The 15,953-nt window shown below is 67.2% G+C and carries 17 protein-coding genes; 4 read left to right on the top strand and 13 right to left on the bottom strand.

From position 1 onward, the window contains the following. From ASF45_RS34270 to ASF45_RS05330, 9 genes are all read right to left on the bottom strand, one after another. Positions 1-99 (bottom strand): GTP-binding protein (locus ASF45_RS34270; RefSeq protein ID WP_200930575.1); only part of this gene is annotated, 99 nt, incomplete at its 3' end. A 110-nt stretch (positions 100-209) separates the two neighbouring features. Further along, positions 210-2,312 (bottom strand): elongation factor G, encoded by a 2,103-nt coding sequence (gene fusA, locus ASF45_RS05365; RefSeq protein WP_056658087.1) that lies wholly within the window; start codon positions 2,310-2,312, stop codon positions 210-212. A gap of 83 nt (positions 2,313-2,395) precedes the next feature. Continuing rightward, entirely contained in the window at positions 2,396-2,869 is a 474-nt protein-coding gene (rpsG, locus tag ASF45_RS05360) for a 30S ribosomal protein S7 (RefSeq protein ID WP_056658084.1), read from the bottom strand. A gap of 164 nt (positions 2,870-3,033) precedes the next feature. Then, entirely contained in the window at positions 3,034-3,411 is a 378-nt protein-coding gene (gene rpsL / locus ASF45_RS05355; RefSeq protein ID WP_056658081.1) for a 30S ribosomal protein S12, read from the bottom strand. A 167-nt stretch (positions 3,412-3,578) separates the two neighbouring features. Continuing rightward, complete coding sequence (locus tag ASF45_RS05350) at positions 3,579-4,739, bottom strand: D-alanyl-D-alanine carboxypeptidase family protein (protein ID WP_056658151.1); 1,161 nt, start codon at positions 4,737-4,739, stop codon at positions 3,579-3,581. A gap of 56 nt (positions 4,740-4,795) precedes the next feature. Beyond that, on the bottom strand, positions 4,796-5,437 hold the full coding sequence (locus ASF45_RS05345; RefSeq protein ID WP_056658077.1) for an alpha/beta hydrolase: 642 nt from the start codon (positions 5,435-5,437) through the stop codon (positions 4,796-4,798). Positions 5,438-5,440: 3 nt separating this feature from the next. Further along, positions 5,441-5,779 carry a ferredoxin gene (locus ASF45_RS05340; RefSeq protein WP_056658074.1) on the bottom strand — a complete coding sequence of 113 codons (339 nt, stop codon included), beginning with the start codon at positions 5,777-5,779 and terminating at the stop codon, positions 5,441-5,443. Continuing rightward, positions 5,776-6,894: a VanZ family protein gene (locus ASF45_RS05335; protein ID WP_056658071.1), complete on the bottom strand. Its 1,119-nt coding sequence runs from the start codon at positions 6,892-6,894 to the stop codon at positions 5,776-5,778. The genes ASF45_RS05340 and ASF45_RS05335 overlap by 4 nt, the downstream gene beginning before the upstream one ends. Positions 6,895-6,915: 21 nt before the next feature. Beyond that, on the bottom strand, positions 6,916-7,344 hold the full coding sequence (locus ASF45_RS05330; protein WP_056658068.1) for a CopD family protein: 429 nt from the start codon (positions 7,342-7,344) through the stop codon (positions 6,916-6,918). 305 nt (positions 7,345-7,649) lie between these two features. On the opposite strand from ASF45_RS05330, the gene hemB reads away from it, so the two are divergent. Together hemB and ASF45_RS05320 are read left to right on the top strand one after the other, a co-directional pair. After that, positions 7,650-8,666, top strand: a complete 1,017-nt coding sequence (gene hemB / locus ASF45_RS05325; RefSeq protein ID WP_056658066.1) for a porphobilinogen synthase — start codon at positions 7,650-7,652, stop codon at positions 8,664-8,666. Positions 8,667-8,674: 8 nt separating this feature from the next. After that, positions 8,675-9,772: a magnesium transporter CorA family protein gene (locus ASF45_RS05320; RefSeq protein WP_056658063.1), complete on the top strand. Its 1,098-nt coding sequence runs from the start codon at positions 8,675-8,677 to the stop codon at positions 9,770-9,772. 4 nt (positions 9,773-9,776) lie between these two features. Here ASF45_RS05320 and ASF45_RS05315 read toward each other — a convergent pair whose 3' ends face one another. From ASF45_RS05315 to ASF45_RS05305, 3 genes are all read right to left on the bottom strand, one after another. Then, entirely contained in the window at positions 9,777-10,175 is a 399-nt protein-coding gene (locus tag ASF45_RS05315) for a DUF2325 domain-containing protein (RefSeq protein ID WP_235580818.1), read from the bottom strand. Positions 10,176-10,284: 109 nt separating this feature from the next. Beyond that, positions 10,285-11,835 carry a hypothetical protein gene (locus ASF45_RS05310; RefSeq protein WP_056658057.1) on the bottom strand — a complete coding sequence of 517 codons (1,551 nt, stop codon included), beginning with the start codon at positions 11,833-11,835 and terminating at the stop codon, positions 10,285-10,287. A gap of 265 nt (positions 11,836-12,100) precedes the next feature. Then, a complete protein-coding gene (locus tag ASF45_RS05305) occupies positions 12,101-13,147 on the bottom strand; it encodes a porin (RefSeq protein WP_056658053.1) in 1,047 nt (348 codons plus the stop codon). A gap of 355 nt (positions 13,148-13,502) precedes the next feature. Between ASF45_RS05305 and ASF45_RS05300 the strand changes: the two genes are divergently transcribed. Next, a complete protein-coding gene (locus ASF45_RS05300; protein ID WP_056658051.1) occupies positions 13,503-14,180 on the top strand; it encodes a heavy metal response regulator transcription factor in 678 nt (225 codons plus the stop codon). After that, a complete protein-coding gene (locus ASF45_RS05295; protein WP_082550815.1) occupies positions 14,155-15,330 on the top strand; it encodes a heavy metal sensor histidine kinase in 1,176 nt (391 codons plus the stop codon). Before ASF45_RS05300 ends, ASF45_RS05295 begins: the two co-directional genes overlap by 26 nt. Here the strand turns inward: ASF45_RS05295 and ASF45_RS05290 are convergent. Next, positions 15,299-15,946, bottom strand: a complete 648-nt coding sequence (locus ASF45_RS05290; RefSeq protein ID WP_056658045.1) for a glutathione S-transferase family protein — start codon at positions 15,944-15,946, stop codon at positions 15,299-15,301. The two genes, ASF45_RS05295 and ASF45_RS05290, sit on opposite strands and share 32 nt — an antisense overlap. Positions 15,947-15,953: the final 7 nt, after the last annotated feature.

Genomic DNA, 15,953 nt, shown 5'->3' with positions numbered 1-15,953 from the left:
CGTGATCGCTGCCGTCAGCGTGGTCTTGCCGTGGTCCACGTGGCCGATCGTGCCGACGTTCACGTGCGGCTTGGTCCGCGCGAATTTCTCTTTTGCCATATCAAATCTCCAAAGAGCATGTCCCGTGATGAGGTTTTAGGTCTGCACGGCGTTGCTTGATCGCCACGCACGGGCACGTGGCGGCACGCCGTCGCAGACCGACTGAAAACTTACTTTGCGCGCGCTGCCATGATGGCTTCGGACACGTTGCGCGGGGCTTCCGCGTAGTGCTTGAATTCCATCGTGTAGGTGGCGCGGCCTTGCGTGGCCGAACGCAGCGAGGTCGAGTACCCGAACATTTCCGACAGCGGAACTTCGGCCTTGATGGCCTTGCCGCCGCCGACCATGTCGTCCATGCCCTGCACCATGCCGCGGCGCGAGGACAGGTCGCCCATCACGGTACCGGCGTAGTCTTCGGGCGTCTCGACTTCCACGGCCATCATGGGCTCAAGGATGACGGGGCCGGCCTTGCGGCAGCCTTCCTTGAAGCCGAAGATAGCGGCCATCTTGAACGCCAGTTCGTTCGAGTCCACGTCGTGGTACGAACCGAAGTGCAGCGTGACCTTGACGTCGACCACCGGGTAGCCAGCCAGCACGCCTTGCGTGACGGCTTCGTTGATGCCCTTCTCGACCGCAGGAATGAATTCGCGCGGCACCACACCACCCTTGATCGCGTCGACGAACTCGATGCCCTTGCCGGCTTCGTTGGGCTCGATCTTCAGGACCACGTGGCCGTATTGGCCCTTGCCGCCGGACTGGCGAACGAACTTGCCTTCGGCTTCGTCGACGGTCTTGCGGATGGTTTCGCGGTAGGCCACCTGGGGCTTGCCGACGTTGGCTTCCACGCCGAATTCGCGCTTCATGCGGTCGACGATGATTTCCAGGTGCAGCTCGCCCATGCCGGCGATCAGGGTCTGGCCGGATTCTTCGTCGGTCTTCACGCGGAAGGACGGATCTTCGGCAGCCAGGCGTTGCAGGGCGATGCCCATCTTTTCCTGGTCGGTCTTGGTCTTGGGCTCGACAGCCTGCGTGATCACGGGCTCGGGGAACACCATGCGCTCCAGCACGATGGGTGCATTGACGTCGGCCAGCGTCTCGCCGGTCGTCACGTCCTTCAGGCCCACGCAGGCCGCGATGTCGCCGGCACGGATTTCTTCGACTTCCACGCGGTCGTTGGCCATCATCTGCACGATGCGGCCGATGCGTTCCTTCTTGCCCTTGACCGAGTTGAACACCGTGTCGCCCTTGGTCAGCACGCCCGAGTAGACGCGCACGAAGGTCAACTGGCCCACGAAGGGGTCGGTCATCAGCTTGAATGCCAGCGCCGAGAACTTCTCGCCGTCGTCGGCCTTGCGGGTGACGGGCTGCTCTTCCTCGTCGGTACCCGACACGTCCGGGATGTCCACGGGCGAGGGCAGGTAGTCGATCACGGCGTCCAGCATGCGCTGGACACCCTTGTTCTTGAACGCCGTGCCACACAGCATCGGGTGGATCTCGGTCGCGATCGTGCGGCTGCGCAGACCGGCCTTGATCTCGTCTTCCGTCAGCTCGCCCTCTTCGAGGTACTTGTTCATGAGCTCTTCGGAAGCCTCGGCGGCGGCCTCGACCATCTTCTCGCGCCACTCTTCGGCCTGGGCCTGCAGTTCGGCGGGGATGGCGACGTAGTCGAACTTCATGCCCTGCGAAGCCTCATCCCACAGGATGGCCTTCATCTTCAGCAGATCGACCACGCCCTTGAAGCCTTCTTCGGCGCCGATCGGGATCACGACGGGCACGGGGTTGGCCTTCAGGCGCAGCTTCATCTGGTCGTAGACCTTGAAGAAGTTGGCACCGGTGCGGTCCATCTTGTTCACGAAGGCCAGACGCGGCACCTTGTACTTGTTGGCCTGGCGCCAGACGGTTTCCGACTGCGGCTGCACGCCACCCACGGCGCAATAGACCATGCAGGCGCCGTCCAGCACGCGCATGGAGCGCTCGACTTCAATCGTGAAGTCCACGTGGCCGGGGGTGTCGATGATGTTGAAGCGGTGCTCAGGGTAGGACAGGTCCATGCCCTTCCAGAAGCAGGTCACGGCAGCCGACGTGATCGTGATGCCGCGCTCTTGCTCCTGCTCCATCCAGTCCATGGTGGCCGCGCCATCGTGCACTTCGCCGATCTTGTGGTTCACGCCGGTGTAGAACAGGATGCGCTCGGTCGTGGTGGTCTTGCCGGCGTCGATGTGCGCCGAGATACCGATGTTGCGGTATCGCTCGATGGGGGTTTTGCGGGCCATGAAAGAAACTCCTTGAACGGCGTAGAGCCCGCCCGCCTCGTGGGCAGGTCGGGCTCCAGGCCTTTAGAACGACAGGGTGGGGATCAGAAACGGAAGTGGCTGAAGGCCTTGTTGGCCTCGGCCATGCGGTGCACTTCGTCACGGCGCTTCATGGCACCACCGCGGCCTTCGGTCGCTTCCATCAGCTCGTTGGCCAGGCGCAGCGACATGGACTTCTCGCCACGCTTGCGGGCGGCTTCCTTGATCCAGCGCATCGACAGGGCCAGGCGGCGCACCGGGCGCACTTCGACCGGCACCTGGTAATTGGCGCCACCGACGCGGCGGGACTTCACTTCCACCATCGGCTTGACGTTGTTGATGGCGATCGTGAAGGCTTCCAGCGGGTCCTTGCCCGGGTTCTTCTTCTCGATGAAGTCGAGCGCGCCGTAAATGATGCGCTCGGCGACCGCCTTCTTGCCGCCTTCCATGATCACGTTCATGAACTTGGACAGCTCGACATTGCCGAACTTGGGATCCGGCAGGATTTCACGTTTGGGAACTTCGCGACGACGTGGCATGTTTCACCTCTTTGCTTCAGTTGGCCTTCTTGCGAAAGCCGCGGGAGCCATCTCGGACACCCACTTACTCGACCCCTCCGGAACATCCGGAATTCGGGTCACTACGCTGCCTCACCGCGCCACGCGGCAGACAGCACCTGCTATCTCTGAAAAACCGAAAGGACTTACTTAGCCTTCGGCTTTTTGGCGCCGTACTTGGAGCGCGACTGCTTGCGGTCCTTCACACCTTGCAGGTCCAGCGAACCGCGCACGATGTGGTAACGCACACCGGGCAAGTCCTTGACACGACCGCCGCGAACCAGCACGACGCTGTGTTCCTGCAGGTTGTGGCCTTCGCCGCCGATGTAGGAAATGACTTCGAAGCCATTGGTCAGACGGACCTTGGCAACTTTACGAAGCGCCGAGTTCGGCTTCTTCGGGGTCGTGGTGTACACCCGGGTGCAGACGCCGCGGCGCTGCGGGGAGTTTTGCATCGCGGGGCTCTTCGAGTTGATGGTCTCGACTTCCCGGCCCTGACGCACGAGTTGATTGATGGTTGGCACTAAGCCTCTCCTTGTGATGGCGCTCGCCTGGCGTTCCAACAACGCAGGCCACACACCGACAACCGCTTCGACTAACGTCTCTAACGGCAAACGTGAATCCCTCGGAATTTTCCGAAAAGCCCGCGAGTATAGCGTTGCGGGCGCTGCGCTGCAAGACGGGGGACCCTCTATTTGATCCAGAGCCGCACGGCGTCCCAGGCGCGGCCGAGCACGCCGGCCTGCGCGACTGGCTCAAGCACCTGCAGCGGCACGACGACGAGCTCCTTGTCGTCCAGCACGACCTTCAGCGAACCGACAGCCTGGCCCTTGGTGAAGGGGGCAACCAGCGGGTCCGGGCGCGCCACGTCGGTCTTGATCCGGCTGGCGCCGCCGGCCGGCACGGCGACGACCACGGCCTCGGTGCGGCCCAGCTTGAGGGCGTTCTCCTTGCCCTTCCAGACGGCAGGCGTGACCACGGCCTGGTTGGCCTGGAACAGCTTGACGGCCTCGAAGGCCGTGTAGCCCCAGTTCAGCAGCTTCTGCGATTCGTTGGCGCGCGCGTTCTCACTGGAGGCACCGAGCACGATGGACAGCAGGCGGCGGCCGCCGGCCAAATTCGGGAAATCGCGCTTGGCCGTGGCGACCATGCAGTAGCCCGCCGCGTTGGTGTGGCCGGTCTTCAGGCCGTCGACGGTCGGGTCGCGGAACAGCAGCAGGTTGCGGTTGGTGTCGTTCGCCACCGGCGTGCCTTGGTAGCGGTACTTCTTGATGCTGTAGTAGTGCATGTACTCCGGGAAGTCGTGCATCAAGCGCATCGACAGGATGGACAGGTCACGCGCCGTCGTCGTGTGGCCGGCCTCGGCCAAGCCTTCGGGGTTCTTGTAGGTGGTGTTCTTCAGGCCCATGGCCTTGGCCTGGTCGTTCATGAGCTGCACGAAGCGCTCGGCCGTGCCGCCCACACCCTCTGCCAGCGCCATGGTGGCATCGTTGCCGGACTGCACGATCAAGCCCTTGAGCAGGTCTTCCACGGGAACCTGCATCTTGGGGTCGATGAACATGCGCGAGCCCGGCATCTTCCAGGCGCGCTCGCTGACCGGCAGGGTCTGCGCCAGCGTGAGCTTCTTGGACCTGAGTGCATCGAACACCAGATAGGCACTCATGAGCTTGGTCAGGGATGCGGGCTCGACGGGGGCGTCGGCATTCTTCTCGAGCAGCACCTGGTTGGCGGTCACATCCACCAGCAGATAGGCGCTGGCGGTCACTTCGGGGCCCCGGGGCGCCTGGGCTGCGGCCAGGGAAACGACAACAGCCAGCAGCGGCGCCACCAGCAGTTTCAAAAAACGGCGCATGGAAATCAGCAAGAAAAGCGGCTGCGCGCGCGGTCGGGACCGGCGTCAGCGAAGCGTCAGAGAGGAGCGGCGCCCTGGAGGTGGCGGACCACCAGGCCCTTGAGCAGCGGCAACTGTCCGTGAAAGAAATGCCCACCGCCTGGCACGACGGTAACAGGCAGTGACTGCGGACGCGCCCAATCCAGCACGGCAGACAGGGGCACGGTGTCGTCCTGCTCGCCGTGCACGACCAGGGTGCGGGCATGCATGCCGGACGGGATGGCGGCGACCTCGAAGCGCGATGCCGCCGTGCCCACCAGCACCAACTGCTCGACGGCGCGCTCCGGCGGCAAGGCGGCAAGCGCACGGCTGGTGACGAAGGCACCGAAGGAGAACCCGGCCAGCGCCAGCGGCCCATCGCCGGCCAGCTGCGCCAGCACGGCGCCGAAGTCCTCGGCCTCGCCACGCCCCTCATCGTGCACGCCAGCGCTTGCGCCCACCCCGCGGAAATTGAAGCGCACGGCTGTCCAGCCGCACTGCACGAAGGCGCGCGCCAGCGTCTGCACGACCTTGTTGTCCATGGTGCCGCCGAACAGCGGGTGCGGATGGGCGATCACGGCCACGCCGCGCGCAGCGACAGACGCGTCGGGGGTGTCGCGCAGAACCTCGATGGCGCCGACGGGGCCTTGCAGCGTGAGCCGCTCCGTGGATGCATTCATGGCTCAGCGCCCCAGGTGCGCGGGCGTGCGCAGGCGCTCGACAACCTGGCCGTTCTTCAAATGCGATTCGACGATTTCGTCGATGTCCTGCTCATCCACGAAGCTGTACCAGACCGCCTCGGGGTAGACCACCGCCACCGGGCCGGCCGCGCAGCGGTCCAGGCAGCCCGCCTTGTTCACGCGCACTTTGCCCGGCCCGGCGAGGCCGGCGGCCTTGACCTGTGCCTTGCAGCGGTCGAAGGCCTCCTGGGCGCCGTGGTGGGCGCAGCAGTCTTCACCGTTGGTGCGCTCGTTCAGGCAGAAGAAGATGTGGCGCTCGTAGTAGGAGGGGGGCGTGCTCATCGCGGCATTTTAGGAAGCTGGCGCGCCGTGGTGTCCGGCCCCGACAGCCGCAGCAGCAGGTACAGGGCGGCCACATAGGGCCAGCCCCAGCCCAGCCACTGGGCCAGGCCGTTGAAGCGGATGAAGCGGCCCTGCTCCCAGGTCTGCAGCGTCTGCGCGAAGTAGGCGCTGGTGGGCGCCTGGTTCAAGAGGCTCAGATGCAGCGCCAGCGCCAGCAGGGCCAGGGCGGCACAGCCCCGCGGCCGCGCCCGCAGCAGCAGCACCGACACCAGCAACGCCGCCGCCCAGCCCACGCGCACCGGCAGCGTCCCCCAGGCCCAGGCGTGGTTGGGGCCATAGCTCAGCGCGGCCGACAGCGCCGTGGCGCCGATCCCGACCACGGTCAGTACCAACAAGAACCAGGCGCGCCGCCGCACGCCGGTGATCACGCCGTAGCCGATCAGGCAGGGCACCAGGGCGCCCAGCAGCACGCAGAACATCTCGCTGCCCGGCACCAGCGGCTGCAGCTCCACATCCCGCACTGGCAGCCAGTCGAGGAAGGGGGTGTCCTCCAGGAATTCCGCCAGCGCTTCCTCCAGCCGCTCGAACACCTGGCCCAGTCCCAGCGGCACGGAAGCCGGGAACAGCAGGGCCAGCGGCCACAGCGCCAGCAGCACCAGCGCGCCGCGCGCATCCGGTGTCAGCCAGCCGGCGCGAAAGCGGCTCCAGCGGTCGATGGTGCCGGTGCGCTGCAACAGCCAAGCCAGCAGTGCCCCCAGCCAGGTGCCGGCGGTATTGAGCGCGAAATCGACGTTGGAAGGCACACGCCGCGGCAGGTAACCCTGCGTCGTCTCCATGAGGAAGGACACCGCGGCGCCCGCCAGCAGCGTCAGCAGCACCGGCGCACGCGTGCGGCCCGAACGCAGTCCCGCCAAGGCCAGCAGAAAGCCCAGAGGCGCGTAGCCGAGCACGTTGATCTGCACGTCGAACCAGGTCCACCAGCGCGGCAGCGGCGCGGCCATGAAGGCCCAGGGCGCGATGCCCTGGTCGCGCCAGCCCTCGAACGGGAACAGGCTGGCATACACGACCAGCGCCAGGTAGACCAGCGCCAGCGGCCAGGCCGAGGTCTTGTGCATGGTGGCGCCCGGCCTGCGGCGTCAGAACGGCTTGACGACGACCAGCACCACGGCCGCCACCAGCATCAGCACTGGCAGTTCGTTGAACCAGCGGTACCAGACATGGCTGCGCAACGACTGGCCGTCGCGCAGGCGGCGCAGTTGCGCCGCGCAGGCGTGGTGGTAGAGCAGCACCAGCAGCACCACCGCCAGCTTGGCGTGCATCCAGCCGTTGCCGGGACCGCGGCCGATGCCGTAGTGCAACCACAGCACCAAGCCCAGCGCCAGCGCCGGCACGGCCAGCAGCGTGGTGAAGCGCAGCAGCTTGCGCGCCATCAGCAGCAGCCGCTCGCGCTCGGCGTCCGAGCCCGGCGGCACCATGGCCAGGTTCACGAAGATACGCGGCAGATAGAACAGGCCGGCGAACCAGCTGGCCACGAAAACGATATGGAAAGCCTTGACCCACAGCATGGTGAAAGTGTAGGCGAGGCAAAAATGCCCCAAGGGCAGGCGCTACGCGCCCACCCGTGTCCCCCGAGGGGACGCTTTTGGTCTTGGGGCGGCCCAACGCCAAAAAAATACCCCGGCCGGTGCAAGCGCGACGGGCCGGGGTGGCAAGCCTGTTGGTTGTTACACGTCGAGGCCCCCGCTCAGGGAGGTGAAGCGGGTAGGCGGCGGACCGCCCGCGGGCAATCTAGCAAAGGCCGCCAGGGCCAGCAAGAGGGCGAATCCGGGGGCCGCGCGGACCCGCAACGGGCTTGGGGCACACTTCGGCCATGAGCCGCCCAGACCTTTCCCCCCTCGCAGCCTTCCCCGCCGCCCGTCCTCGCCGGTTGCGCTATGACGCCTTCACGCGCGACCTGGTGCGCGAGCACAGCCTGTCCACGCACGACCTGATCTACCCGGTGTTCGTGCAGGACGGTAGCGGCCAACGCCATGCCGTGCCTTCGATGCCCGGCGTGGAACGGCTGAGCCTGGACCTGCTGCTACCCGTCGCCGAGGAATGCGTGCGATTGCAGATCCCGGTGATGGCGCTGTTCCCGGTGATCGACCCCGGCCTCAAGACCGCCGACGGCGCCGAGGCCGCCAACCCCGACGGCCTGATCCCGCGGGTGGTGTGTGCGCTCAAGGACCGCTTCCCCGAACTCGGCGTGATGACCGATGTGGCACTGGACCCCTACACCAGCCATGGCCAGGACGGCCTGCTCGACGACGCCGGCTACATCCTCAACGACGCCACCACTGCCGTGCTGGTGCGCCAGGCACTGACCCAGGCCCAGGCCGGAGTCGACATCGTCGCGCCCAGCGACATGATGGACGGCCGCATCGGTGCGATTCGCCAGGCGCTGGAGGCCCAGGACCTGGTCCACACGCGCATCATGGCCTACAGCGCCAAGTACGCCTCGGCCTTCTACGGTCCCTTCCGCGATGCCGTGGGCTCGGCCGCCAACCTGGGCAAGAGCAACAAAAAGGTCTACCAGATGGACCCGGGCAACACCGACGAAGCGCTGCGCGAAGTCGCCATGGACCTGGCCGAAGGCGCCGACATGGTCATGGTCAAGCCCGGCATGCCCTACCTGGATGTGGTGCGCCGCGTGAAGGACCAGTTCGGCGTGCCGACCTTCGCCTACCAGGTCAGCGGCGAGTACGCCATGCTCAAGGCCGCCGCGCAGAACGGCTGGCTGGACCACGACGCCGTGATGCTGGAAAGTCTGCTGGCCTTCAAGCGCGCCGGCGCCAATGGCGTGCTGACCTACTTCGCGCTGGACGCGGCACGCAAGCTGCGCGGCTGACACCGCCCATGCAGATCGTCGAGTTCAGCCCCGGCACGCTGCGCTTTGCCGAGGAGTTGCCCGCACGCGCGCCCGAAAACGGCTTCGTCTGGCTGTTCGTCGAGCGCGAGCAGCTGGAGGCCGAGCTGCCCCTCGTGCAGCGCGCGGCCCAGCGCCTGGGTGGCTCGCAGCTGCTGGACCTGCACTGCGCCGACCTGCTCAACGCAGCCCACCCCTCGCACTACGACTACACCTCGGTCTATGACCTGATCGTGTTCCGCCGGCTGGCCACGCAGGAGGAAACCGGCAAGGAGTCCGAATCCAACGGCCCGGCCCGCTCCATGCCGGCCGCGTTCCGGCGCATCAGCACGCGGGCCGTCGGCTTCGCTGTGTTCGACCGGCTGCTGGTCAGCGTGCACCCGGCCGGCTGCTTCACCGCGCGCGCGTTCCTGCAGCGCTACCTGTCCGACGCCGTGCACAGCGACGGCCTGACGACCACGGTGCGCTCGCGCCTGCCGACCCTGCCTGCCGACCTCATGTTGCGCATGGTCAACGTCATGGTGGACAGCTACCTGGAGCTGCGCAAGGTGCTGAGCCAGCAGTTGGACCACTGGCAGCAGGAACTGCTGCGGCCCGGTTCGCGCTTTTCGAACTGGAACGCGCTGATGGCGGCCCGCAACGAACTGCACATGCTGGAAGACCTTTGCGAGGAGCAGCACGACGCCATGCAGGAATGGCTGGACACGCTGCGCGAGCAGCCCGCCAGCGCCATGCCGCAGGCCGAGCGCGATGGCCTGGTGGCGCGCTCGCGCGACGTGATCGAGCACATCCAGCGCGTCGTCCACCATGTGCGCCGGCTCGAGCAGAACGCCGAGACCGTGGTGCAGATCCACTTCTCGGCGCAGAGCAACCGCACCAACGACATCATGCGTGTGCTGACCGCGCTGACCGCCGTGTTCCTGCCGCTGAACCTGATCGCTGGCATTTTCGGCATGAACTTCGAGTTCATCCCGCTGATCCACCAGCAGGACGGCTTCTGGTGGGCCATGGGCGCCATGGGCGTGATCGCCGCGCTGCTGATCGTGCTGTTCCGGCGCAAGCGCTATCTGGCCCGCAGCGCGCGCTGAGCCTTCAGCCGGCCGCGGCCTCGCGCTGCAGCCGCACGATGCGCAAGGCCTCTGGCTGCTCCACCATGACGCAGGTCTTGCCGGTGCGCCGGCAATGGTCGCGCACACGCCAGTAGTCGCCATGGCTCAGGCAGCCAGTCTGGCAAATCACGAGATCGGCAGCGCGCAGGCTTGCGTCCAGCGCGGCGGGATCGTGTTCGTCGATGGACGCCACATCCTGCTGGCGCGCCCAGGCCAGCGCCGTGGTGCGCAGCACCAGCGCCGCGCGCGTGCGCAGCAGTTGCGCCTCCAGTTGTTCGATGCGCCGGTGCTGCGCGGCGATCACGGCACTGCAGCGCTGCTGCGCCGCGCCCAGCTGGCGCACGAGCACCAGGGGTTCCGCCGCCCACACACTCTCATCCATCCGTGCCGCCATGGCCATCCTTTTCCTTCGAGATGGCCGATCTTAGTTGAGAGAAATTCTCAACAACACGCCCACCCCCAGCCGCAGCCCGGGAATGGCCGGCGCGGGCTCAGCTGGCCAGCGCCAGCTCCAGCGGCTTCTTGGCGCGGAAGGCCCACTTCGGCCCGAGGCGGAACGACTCCAGCTGGGTCGAGCTGGCCTCGGCGAAGAAGAGGTCCTCGGACAATCCCAGGCGCTCGAAGGCGCGGCGCTGGCGCACCGAGCGGCGGCGCAGGTCGCCTTCGAAGGCATTGCTGTCGCCGCGCGACTGCTCGAAGAAGGACGCCGCGCGTGCGAGGTTCTGGGCCGCCTGCGCGGTCAGTGCCGGCACCGCGCGCGGCGCCGACAGCCGGGCCTGGGTGATGAAGGGGTTGCGCCCCACCAGCAAGCCCCAGGGCCGGCGGCCCTCGGCCGGGTCCACGCTGAGCGCCTCGAGCTTGGTCAGGCCGAAATCGCGCGCCAGCGTCAGCCGCATGGCCAGCCAGGGATCGCTCTGGCGCAGCTGCTCGATGGCACTGCGCGCCGTCGCCTCGTCGCCGGCCACAGGCAGCACCAGCGATTGCAGCAGGCGCTGGGCATGGGCGTCGTCCTGCGCCGCGGCGGCATGCAGCCAGCCGATCGCCTGCTCGCTCTCGGCCAGCGTGGTGGCCGCACGCAGCGCCAGCGCGCCCAGCTTGCGTTGCGCCTCGGCCTGGCCCAGCGTGGCCGCCTTTTCGAGGAAGAAACGGGCCAGCTGCGGGTTGGAGACCGACAGCCGGTGGTCCGAATGCATGGCGTACAGGTCCAGCCAGGCGTCATCGCGGCCGCCATCGGCTGCGCGCAGCAGCAGTGCCACGCCCTTGCGCATGTTGCTGCCGGTGGCCAGCCGCGCCGGGGCGAGGCCGCTGTGCGCAATGCCGCACAGCGCCCGGCCGAGCAGGCAGGCCGCATCGCGCTCGCCCCGTGCAATCGCCATCTCCAGGCTGGCCTCGACCTGTTCGGGCAACAAGCCACGCAATTCGCTGCCTTCGCGCTCGGCCAGCAACACGGCGGCCACCACCAGATCCGACAGCCCATGCGTGAGGCGCGGCGCCAGCAGCAAAGCCACGTGCACGCAGTCGAGCAGCAGATCCAGCGAGCCGCCCTCGCGGGCCTGGCGTGCGGCCATCGTGGCGACCTGCGCCACATCCACAGCAGCGCTGCCGGACACGGCACGCAGCATGGCCGCCAAGGCATCGGCGGCACGTGCCTGGCGCAGCGCCGCCACGGCCTGGCGCGCCTCCACATGGCCACCGGTGGCCGCGGCCTCGAGCCATGCCACGCCGGCATCGACACGGCTGTGCTGCAGGCAGAGCCACACGCCGAGCTTGAACTGGGCCAGCAGACTGCCGGCGCCGGCGGCCTTGCGCAAAGCCTCGTCCTGCTGCAGCTGCAGCAGGTCCTGCAGCGGCAGGCTTTCGGCGATGGTTCGGGCGGTCTCGATCCGGTCGCGCACGCTGGGGTGGCTCAGGTACTCCATGCCGGTAGCGACATGGCGGGGAAAGCCGTCGCCCCCGACCAGGTAACGGCGCCCGGCTTCGCTGCGCGCTGCGGCGTCGCCCTGGCGGGCCAGGGCCAGCAGTTGGATGTCTTGTCGGCGCATGTCTTGGACTCCTTTGTTGCGAGAAAGCTACGTTTGCAGCGCCTGGGCCACCTCTTTGCAGTGCGCCCCCCCGCGGTTTGGGATGTCCGGAAGAATAAATCTGCCAACCTGACAGCAGCATTTCTCCTAGATTACATCTCTGTAATGATCAATAGTGGTAACCCGATAGTTACATACAAACAACAAAAAGCCCGCCTCTCTTGCAAGAGGCGGGCGACAAGTCACCTTGGAGAAGCTCGCCAATCAAATGGCGAAGCGGTGATCCTTAGAAGGCGTGGCGCAGGCCGATGTCCAGGCCCTTGGAGCTGTCGCCAGCACCGGTCACGGAACCGTTCAGAGCCAGGCTCGAAGCGTCCTTGTTCTTCAGGTAGGCAAACGTGGTGTACAGAGCAGTGCGCTTGGACAGGTTGTGCACGTAGCCGAGGGCGAACTTGTCTGCACGGACTTCGCTGTCCTTCTGGCTGGCACGGGTCCAGGAAGCGCGGACCAAGCCAGCGCCCACAGGCACGGTCGTGCCGACGGTGTACAGGCGGGTCTTGGCGCTTTCGCCCAGTGCTTCACCCTTATCCTGGCCGACCGACACCAGCAGCTTGGCGACGCCGAAGTCGTAGGAGCCACCGAAGTTGATGTTCTTCGTGTCGACCTTCGCGCCGATCGTGGTGTCGTTGTAGTCGGTATCGCCGTAAGCAACGCCCACGCTCACCGGGCCGTTTTCGTAGCCGACGCGAACGCCATAGCCGTTGCCGTACTGGTCGCGGTTGGCAGCGGGGCTGGCATCGCGGCCATTGCGGTAGTACTGGACTTGACCGAAGAAGCCACCCAGGGTCTTGGGGGTGAAGTACGAAACAGCGTTGCTGGTACGGGTCTGCAGACCGTAGCCGAGGCCCAGGTCCTGGGTTTCCAGGATGTTGCCAACGCCGTTGTCGCCGAAGGCGTCATACAGGTTGTTGTAAGGTGCCGTGAAGTCGCGGCCCAGGCGGATTTCGCCCCAGCTGTCGCCCATCAGGCTGACGGTCGAACGGCGGGTGAATGCCAGCGCGTTGCTGTTCTGGCCGTTGCCGTTGTTCAGGGTGTAACCGGCTTCGAGCCAGAAGCCAGCCTTCAGGCCGCCACCCAGGTCTTCCACACCGCGGAAGCCGATGCGGCTGGTGGACAGACCACCGCTACCCAGGCCGACGTTGTTGTCGACGCTGCCGCGGCCGACTTGGACCGTCGCGTCGGCGATGCCGAACAGCGTGACGGAGGATTGGGCGTAGGAAGCGGAAGCGGCAGCGGCCAGCACTGCCAGCGTTGCGATCTTTTTCATGGTCATCCTTGAGTGAGGTTTCGTGATCGGGTCATGTCCCGCGACTCTTCGCAGAGAACATGACCGTGAGCGTAGGGATCGGCCGGGCGCGCCGACAGGCCCGGTGTCGCAAAACCAGGGGGGTCGTTCGCAAACCCCCAGCACTTTTGGCACAAGCTGTTCCTCAGCCGCCACACAAGCACCCGGCGCCGATGCCGGTGCGCCACGGCCGCCAAACCCGGTCTGGCTATTTCCAGTTCGGCAACAGTGCGTTGCCGCCATCTGTCTTGATGGCGTCAGGACGGCTCTCTACAGTCGCTGTCATCTCCCGGTAAGGTTGGACGCAGCACTGCAGTTGCCCCGGCCAAGGACTGTTTTGACCATGCGCCTGCTTTCGATCGAAGACGAACCCACCACCGCCGCCTACTTGCACAAGGGGCTGACCGAACACGGCCATGTGGTCGACACCGCCCAGGACGGCATCGAAGGCCTGCACCTGGCCACCTCGGGCCGCTACGACCTGATCCTGCTGGATGTGAGCCTGCCCGGTGCCGACGGCTGGCAGGTGCTGGAAAGCCTGCGGGCGCGCCAGCACACCCCTGTGTTCATGCTCAGTGGGCACGACCAGGTGGAGGACCGCGTGCGCGGCCTGCAGCTGGGCGCCGACGACTACCTCGTCAAGCCCTTCGCCTTCGCCGAACTGCTGGCGCGCATCCAGGTGGTGGCGCGCCGTGCCGCGCAGCCGGCCACACCGCCCGTGGTGCGCGTGGCCGATCTGGAGGTGGACAGCGCGCGCCGCCTGGTGCGCCGTGCCGGCCGGCACCTGGCCCTGACGACCAAGGAATTCGCGCTGCTGGACTACCTGGCGCGCCACCTGGGCCAGGTGGTCTCGCGCACGCTGATCGCGGAGAACTGCTGGGACATGCACTTCGACAGCGACACCAACGTGATCGACGTGGCCGTGCGGCGCCTGCGCGCCAAGGTCGACGACCCGTTCGTGGACAAGCTGATCCACACCATCCGTGGCGTCGGCTATGTCCTCGACTCCCGTCCTGCCTGAAGTTCCGCCGCCGCAAGCCGTGCGGCACCGGCTGCCGCTGCGCAATTCGATGGCGGCGCGGATCGCGCTGGCGATTTCGGTCGCCACCGTGCTGCTGATGCTGGTGGGCTGCTGGATGGTCGGCCGCCTGCTGGAGCAGGAGTTCACGGCCCTGCCCATGGCCATCCCGGAACAGCAGCGCGATGCCTTCATCGAGCGCGCCTGGCGCGTGATGTTCTGGACGCTGGCGGCCGGCGCCCTGGCCACCGGGCTGCTGGCCTGGTGCATCACGCGGCGCATCCTGACCTCGGTGCGGCAGCTGGGCACCACCGCCAACCGCATCGGCGCCCAGGCCCTGGGCGAGCGCCTGCCGGCCGATGCCGTGCCGGCCGAACTGGCGCCCGTGGCCCAGGCCTTCAACGGCATGCTGGACCGGCTGCAGGACGCGTTTTCACGTCTGTCGGGCTTCTCCTCCGACCTCGCGCACGACCTGCGTGCCCCCATCCACCGCCTGCTGACGGCTGCCCAGGTCACCTTGTCGCAACCGCGCAGCGCCGACGAGTACCGCGCCGTGCTGGAGGCCGCCGTGACCGACTACGAACGCATCGGCCGCCTGATCGAGAACATCCTGTTCCTGGCCCGCGCCGACCATGCGCAGACGCTGCTCAAGGCGGACTGGCAGAGCATGCGCGAGCGTCTGACGGGCATGGTGGAGTTCTTCGACGTGCTGGCCGAAGACCGCGGCCTGCAACTCGCGCTGGACGTGCAGCCCGGCCTACGCGCCTGGGCCGACGAGGTGCTGTTCGCCCGCGCGGTGGGCAACCTGCTGACCAATGCGCTGCGCCATGCGCGCCCGGGCAGCACGGTGCGGCTGTCCGCCCATTCCATTGCCCCGGGTTTCACGCGCGTGACCGTGGCCAACGAGGGCGAGCCCATCGACCCGGCGCACCAGGCCGACATCTTCCAGCGGCGCTACCGCATCGAGAACCCGGCCGCCGAGACCGGCTCCGGCCTGGGCCTGGCCATCGTCAAGAGCGTGATGGACCTGCACCAGGGCCGCGTCGGCGTGCGCAGCGCGCCGGGCCTGCCGACCGTGTTCACGCTGGACTTCCCGCCGCCGGCACGGCGGCGCGTGGACTTCAGACCGGCGGCGCGCCGATCTGCTCGGTGACGTAGGCGCGCTGCACGGCGGGCCGCGCCAGCACACGCTGCAAGTAGGGTCCCAGGTGCGGCAGCTCACGCGCCGGCCGGCCGAAATGCCGGGTCCAGCGTGCCAGCATCAGCGTGTAGGGATCGAGCGCCGTGAAGCGCTCGCCCAGCAACCAGGCGCTGCCGTGGCGCGCCAGTTCCTGGTCCAGGATCTCCAGCAACTGGCCGGCACGCGCCTCGGCCCGCGCCTTCACCGTGGTGGCGCCGTGCACGTGGTCGGGCGAGGCCCAGCGTTCGGGGTAGAAGTACAGGCCCAGCGTGGCGTGCAGCGTGTTGCTGAGCCACAGCATCCACTTGTAGTAGTGCGCGCGCTCGGCCGAGCCCAGCGCGGGGGCCAGGCCAGCCGCCGGGTGCGTGTCGGCCAGGTGCAGCAGGATGGCGGCCGTCTCGTACAGCACGGTGTCGCCATCGACCAGCACCGGGATCAAGCCGTTGGGGTTGAGCCGCAGGTAAGCCTCGGACTTGTGGGCCTGGTTGGCCCGGTCCACCAGTTGCAGCTCGAACGGCACGCCCAGCTCCTCGAGCAGCATGTGCGGCGCCATGCTGGCGTCGGTCGGGTGGTAGTGCAGCTGCAGCATGGTGCGA

The sequence above is a fragment of the Pseudorhodoferax sp. Leaf265 genome (assembly GCF_001422365.1).
Taxonomy (GTDB): domain Bacteria; phylum Pseudomonadota; class Gammaproteobacteria; order Burkholderiales; family Burkholderiaceae_C; genus Pseudorhodoferax.
This window is presented reverse-complemented; position numbering and strand designations above follow the sequence as displayed.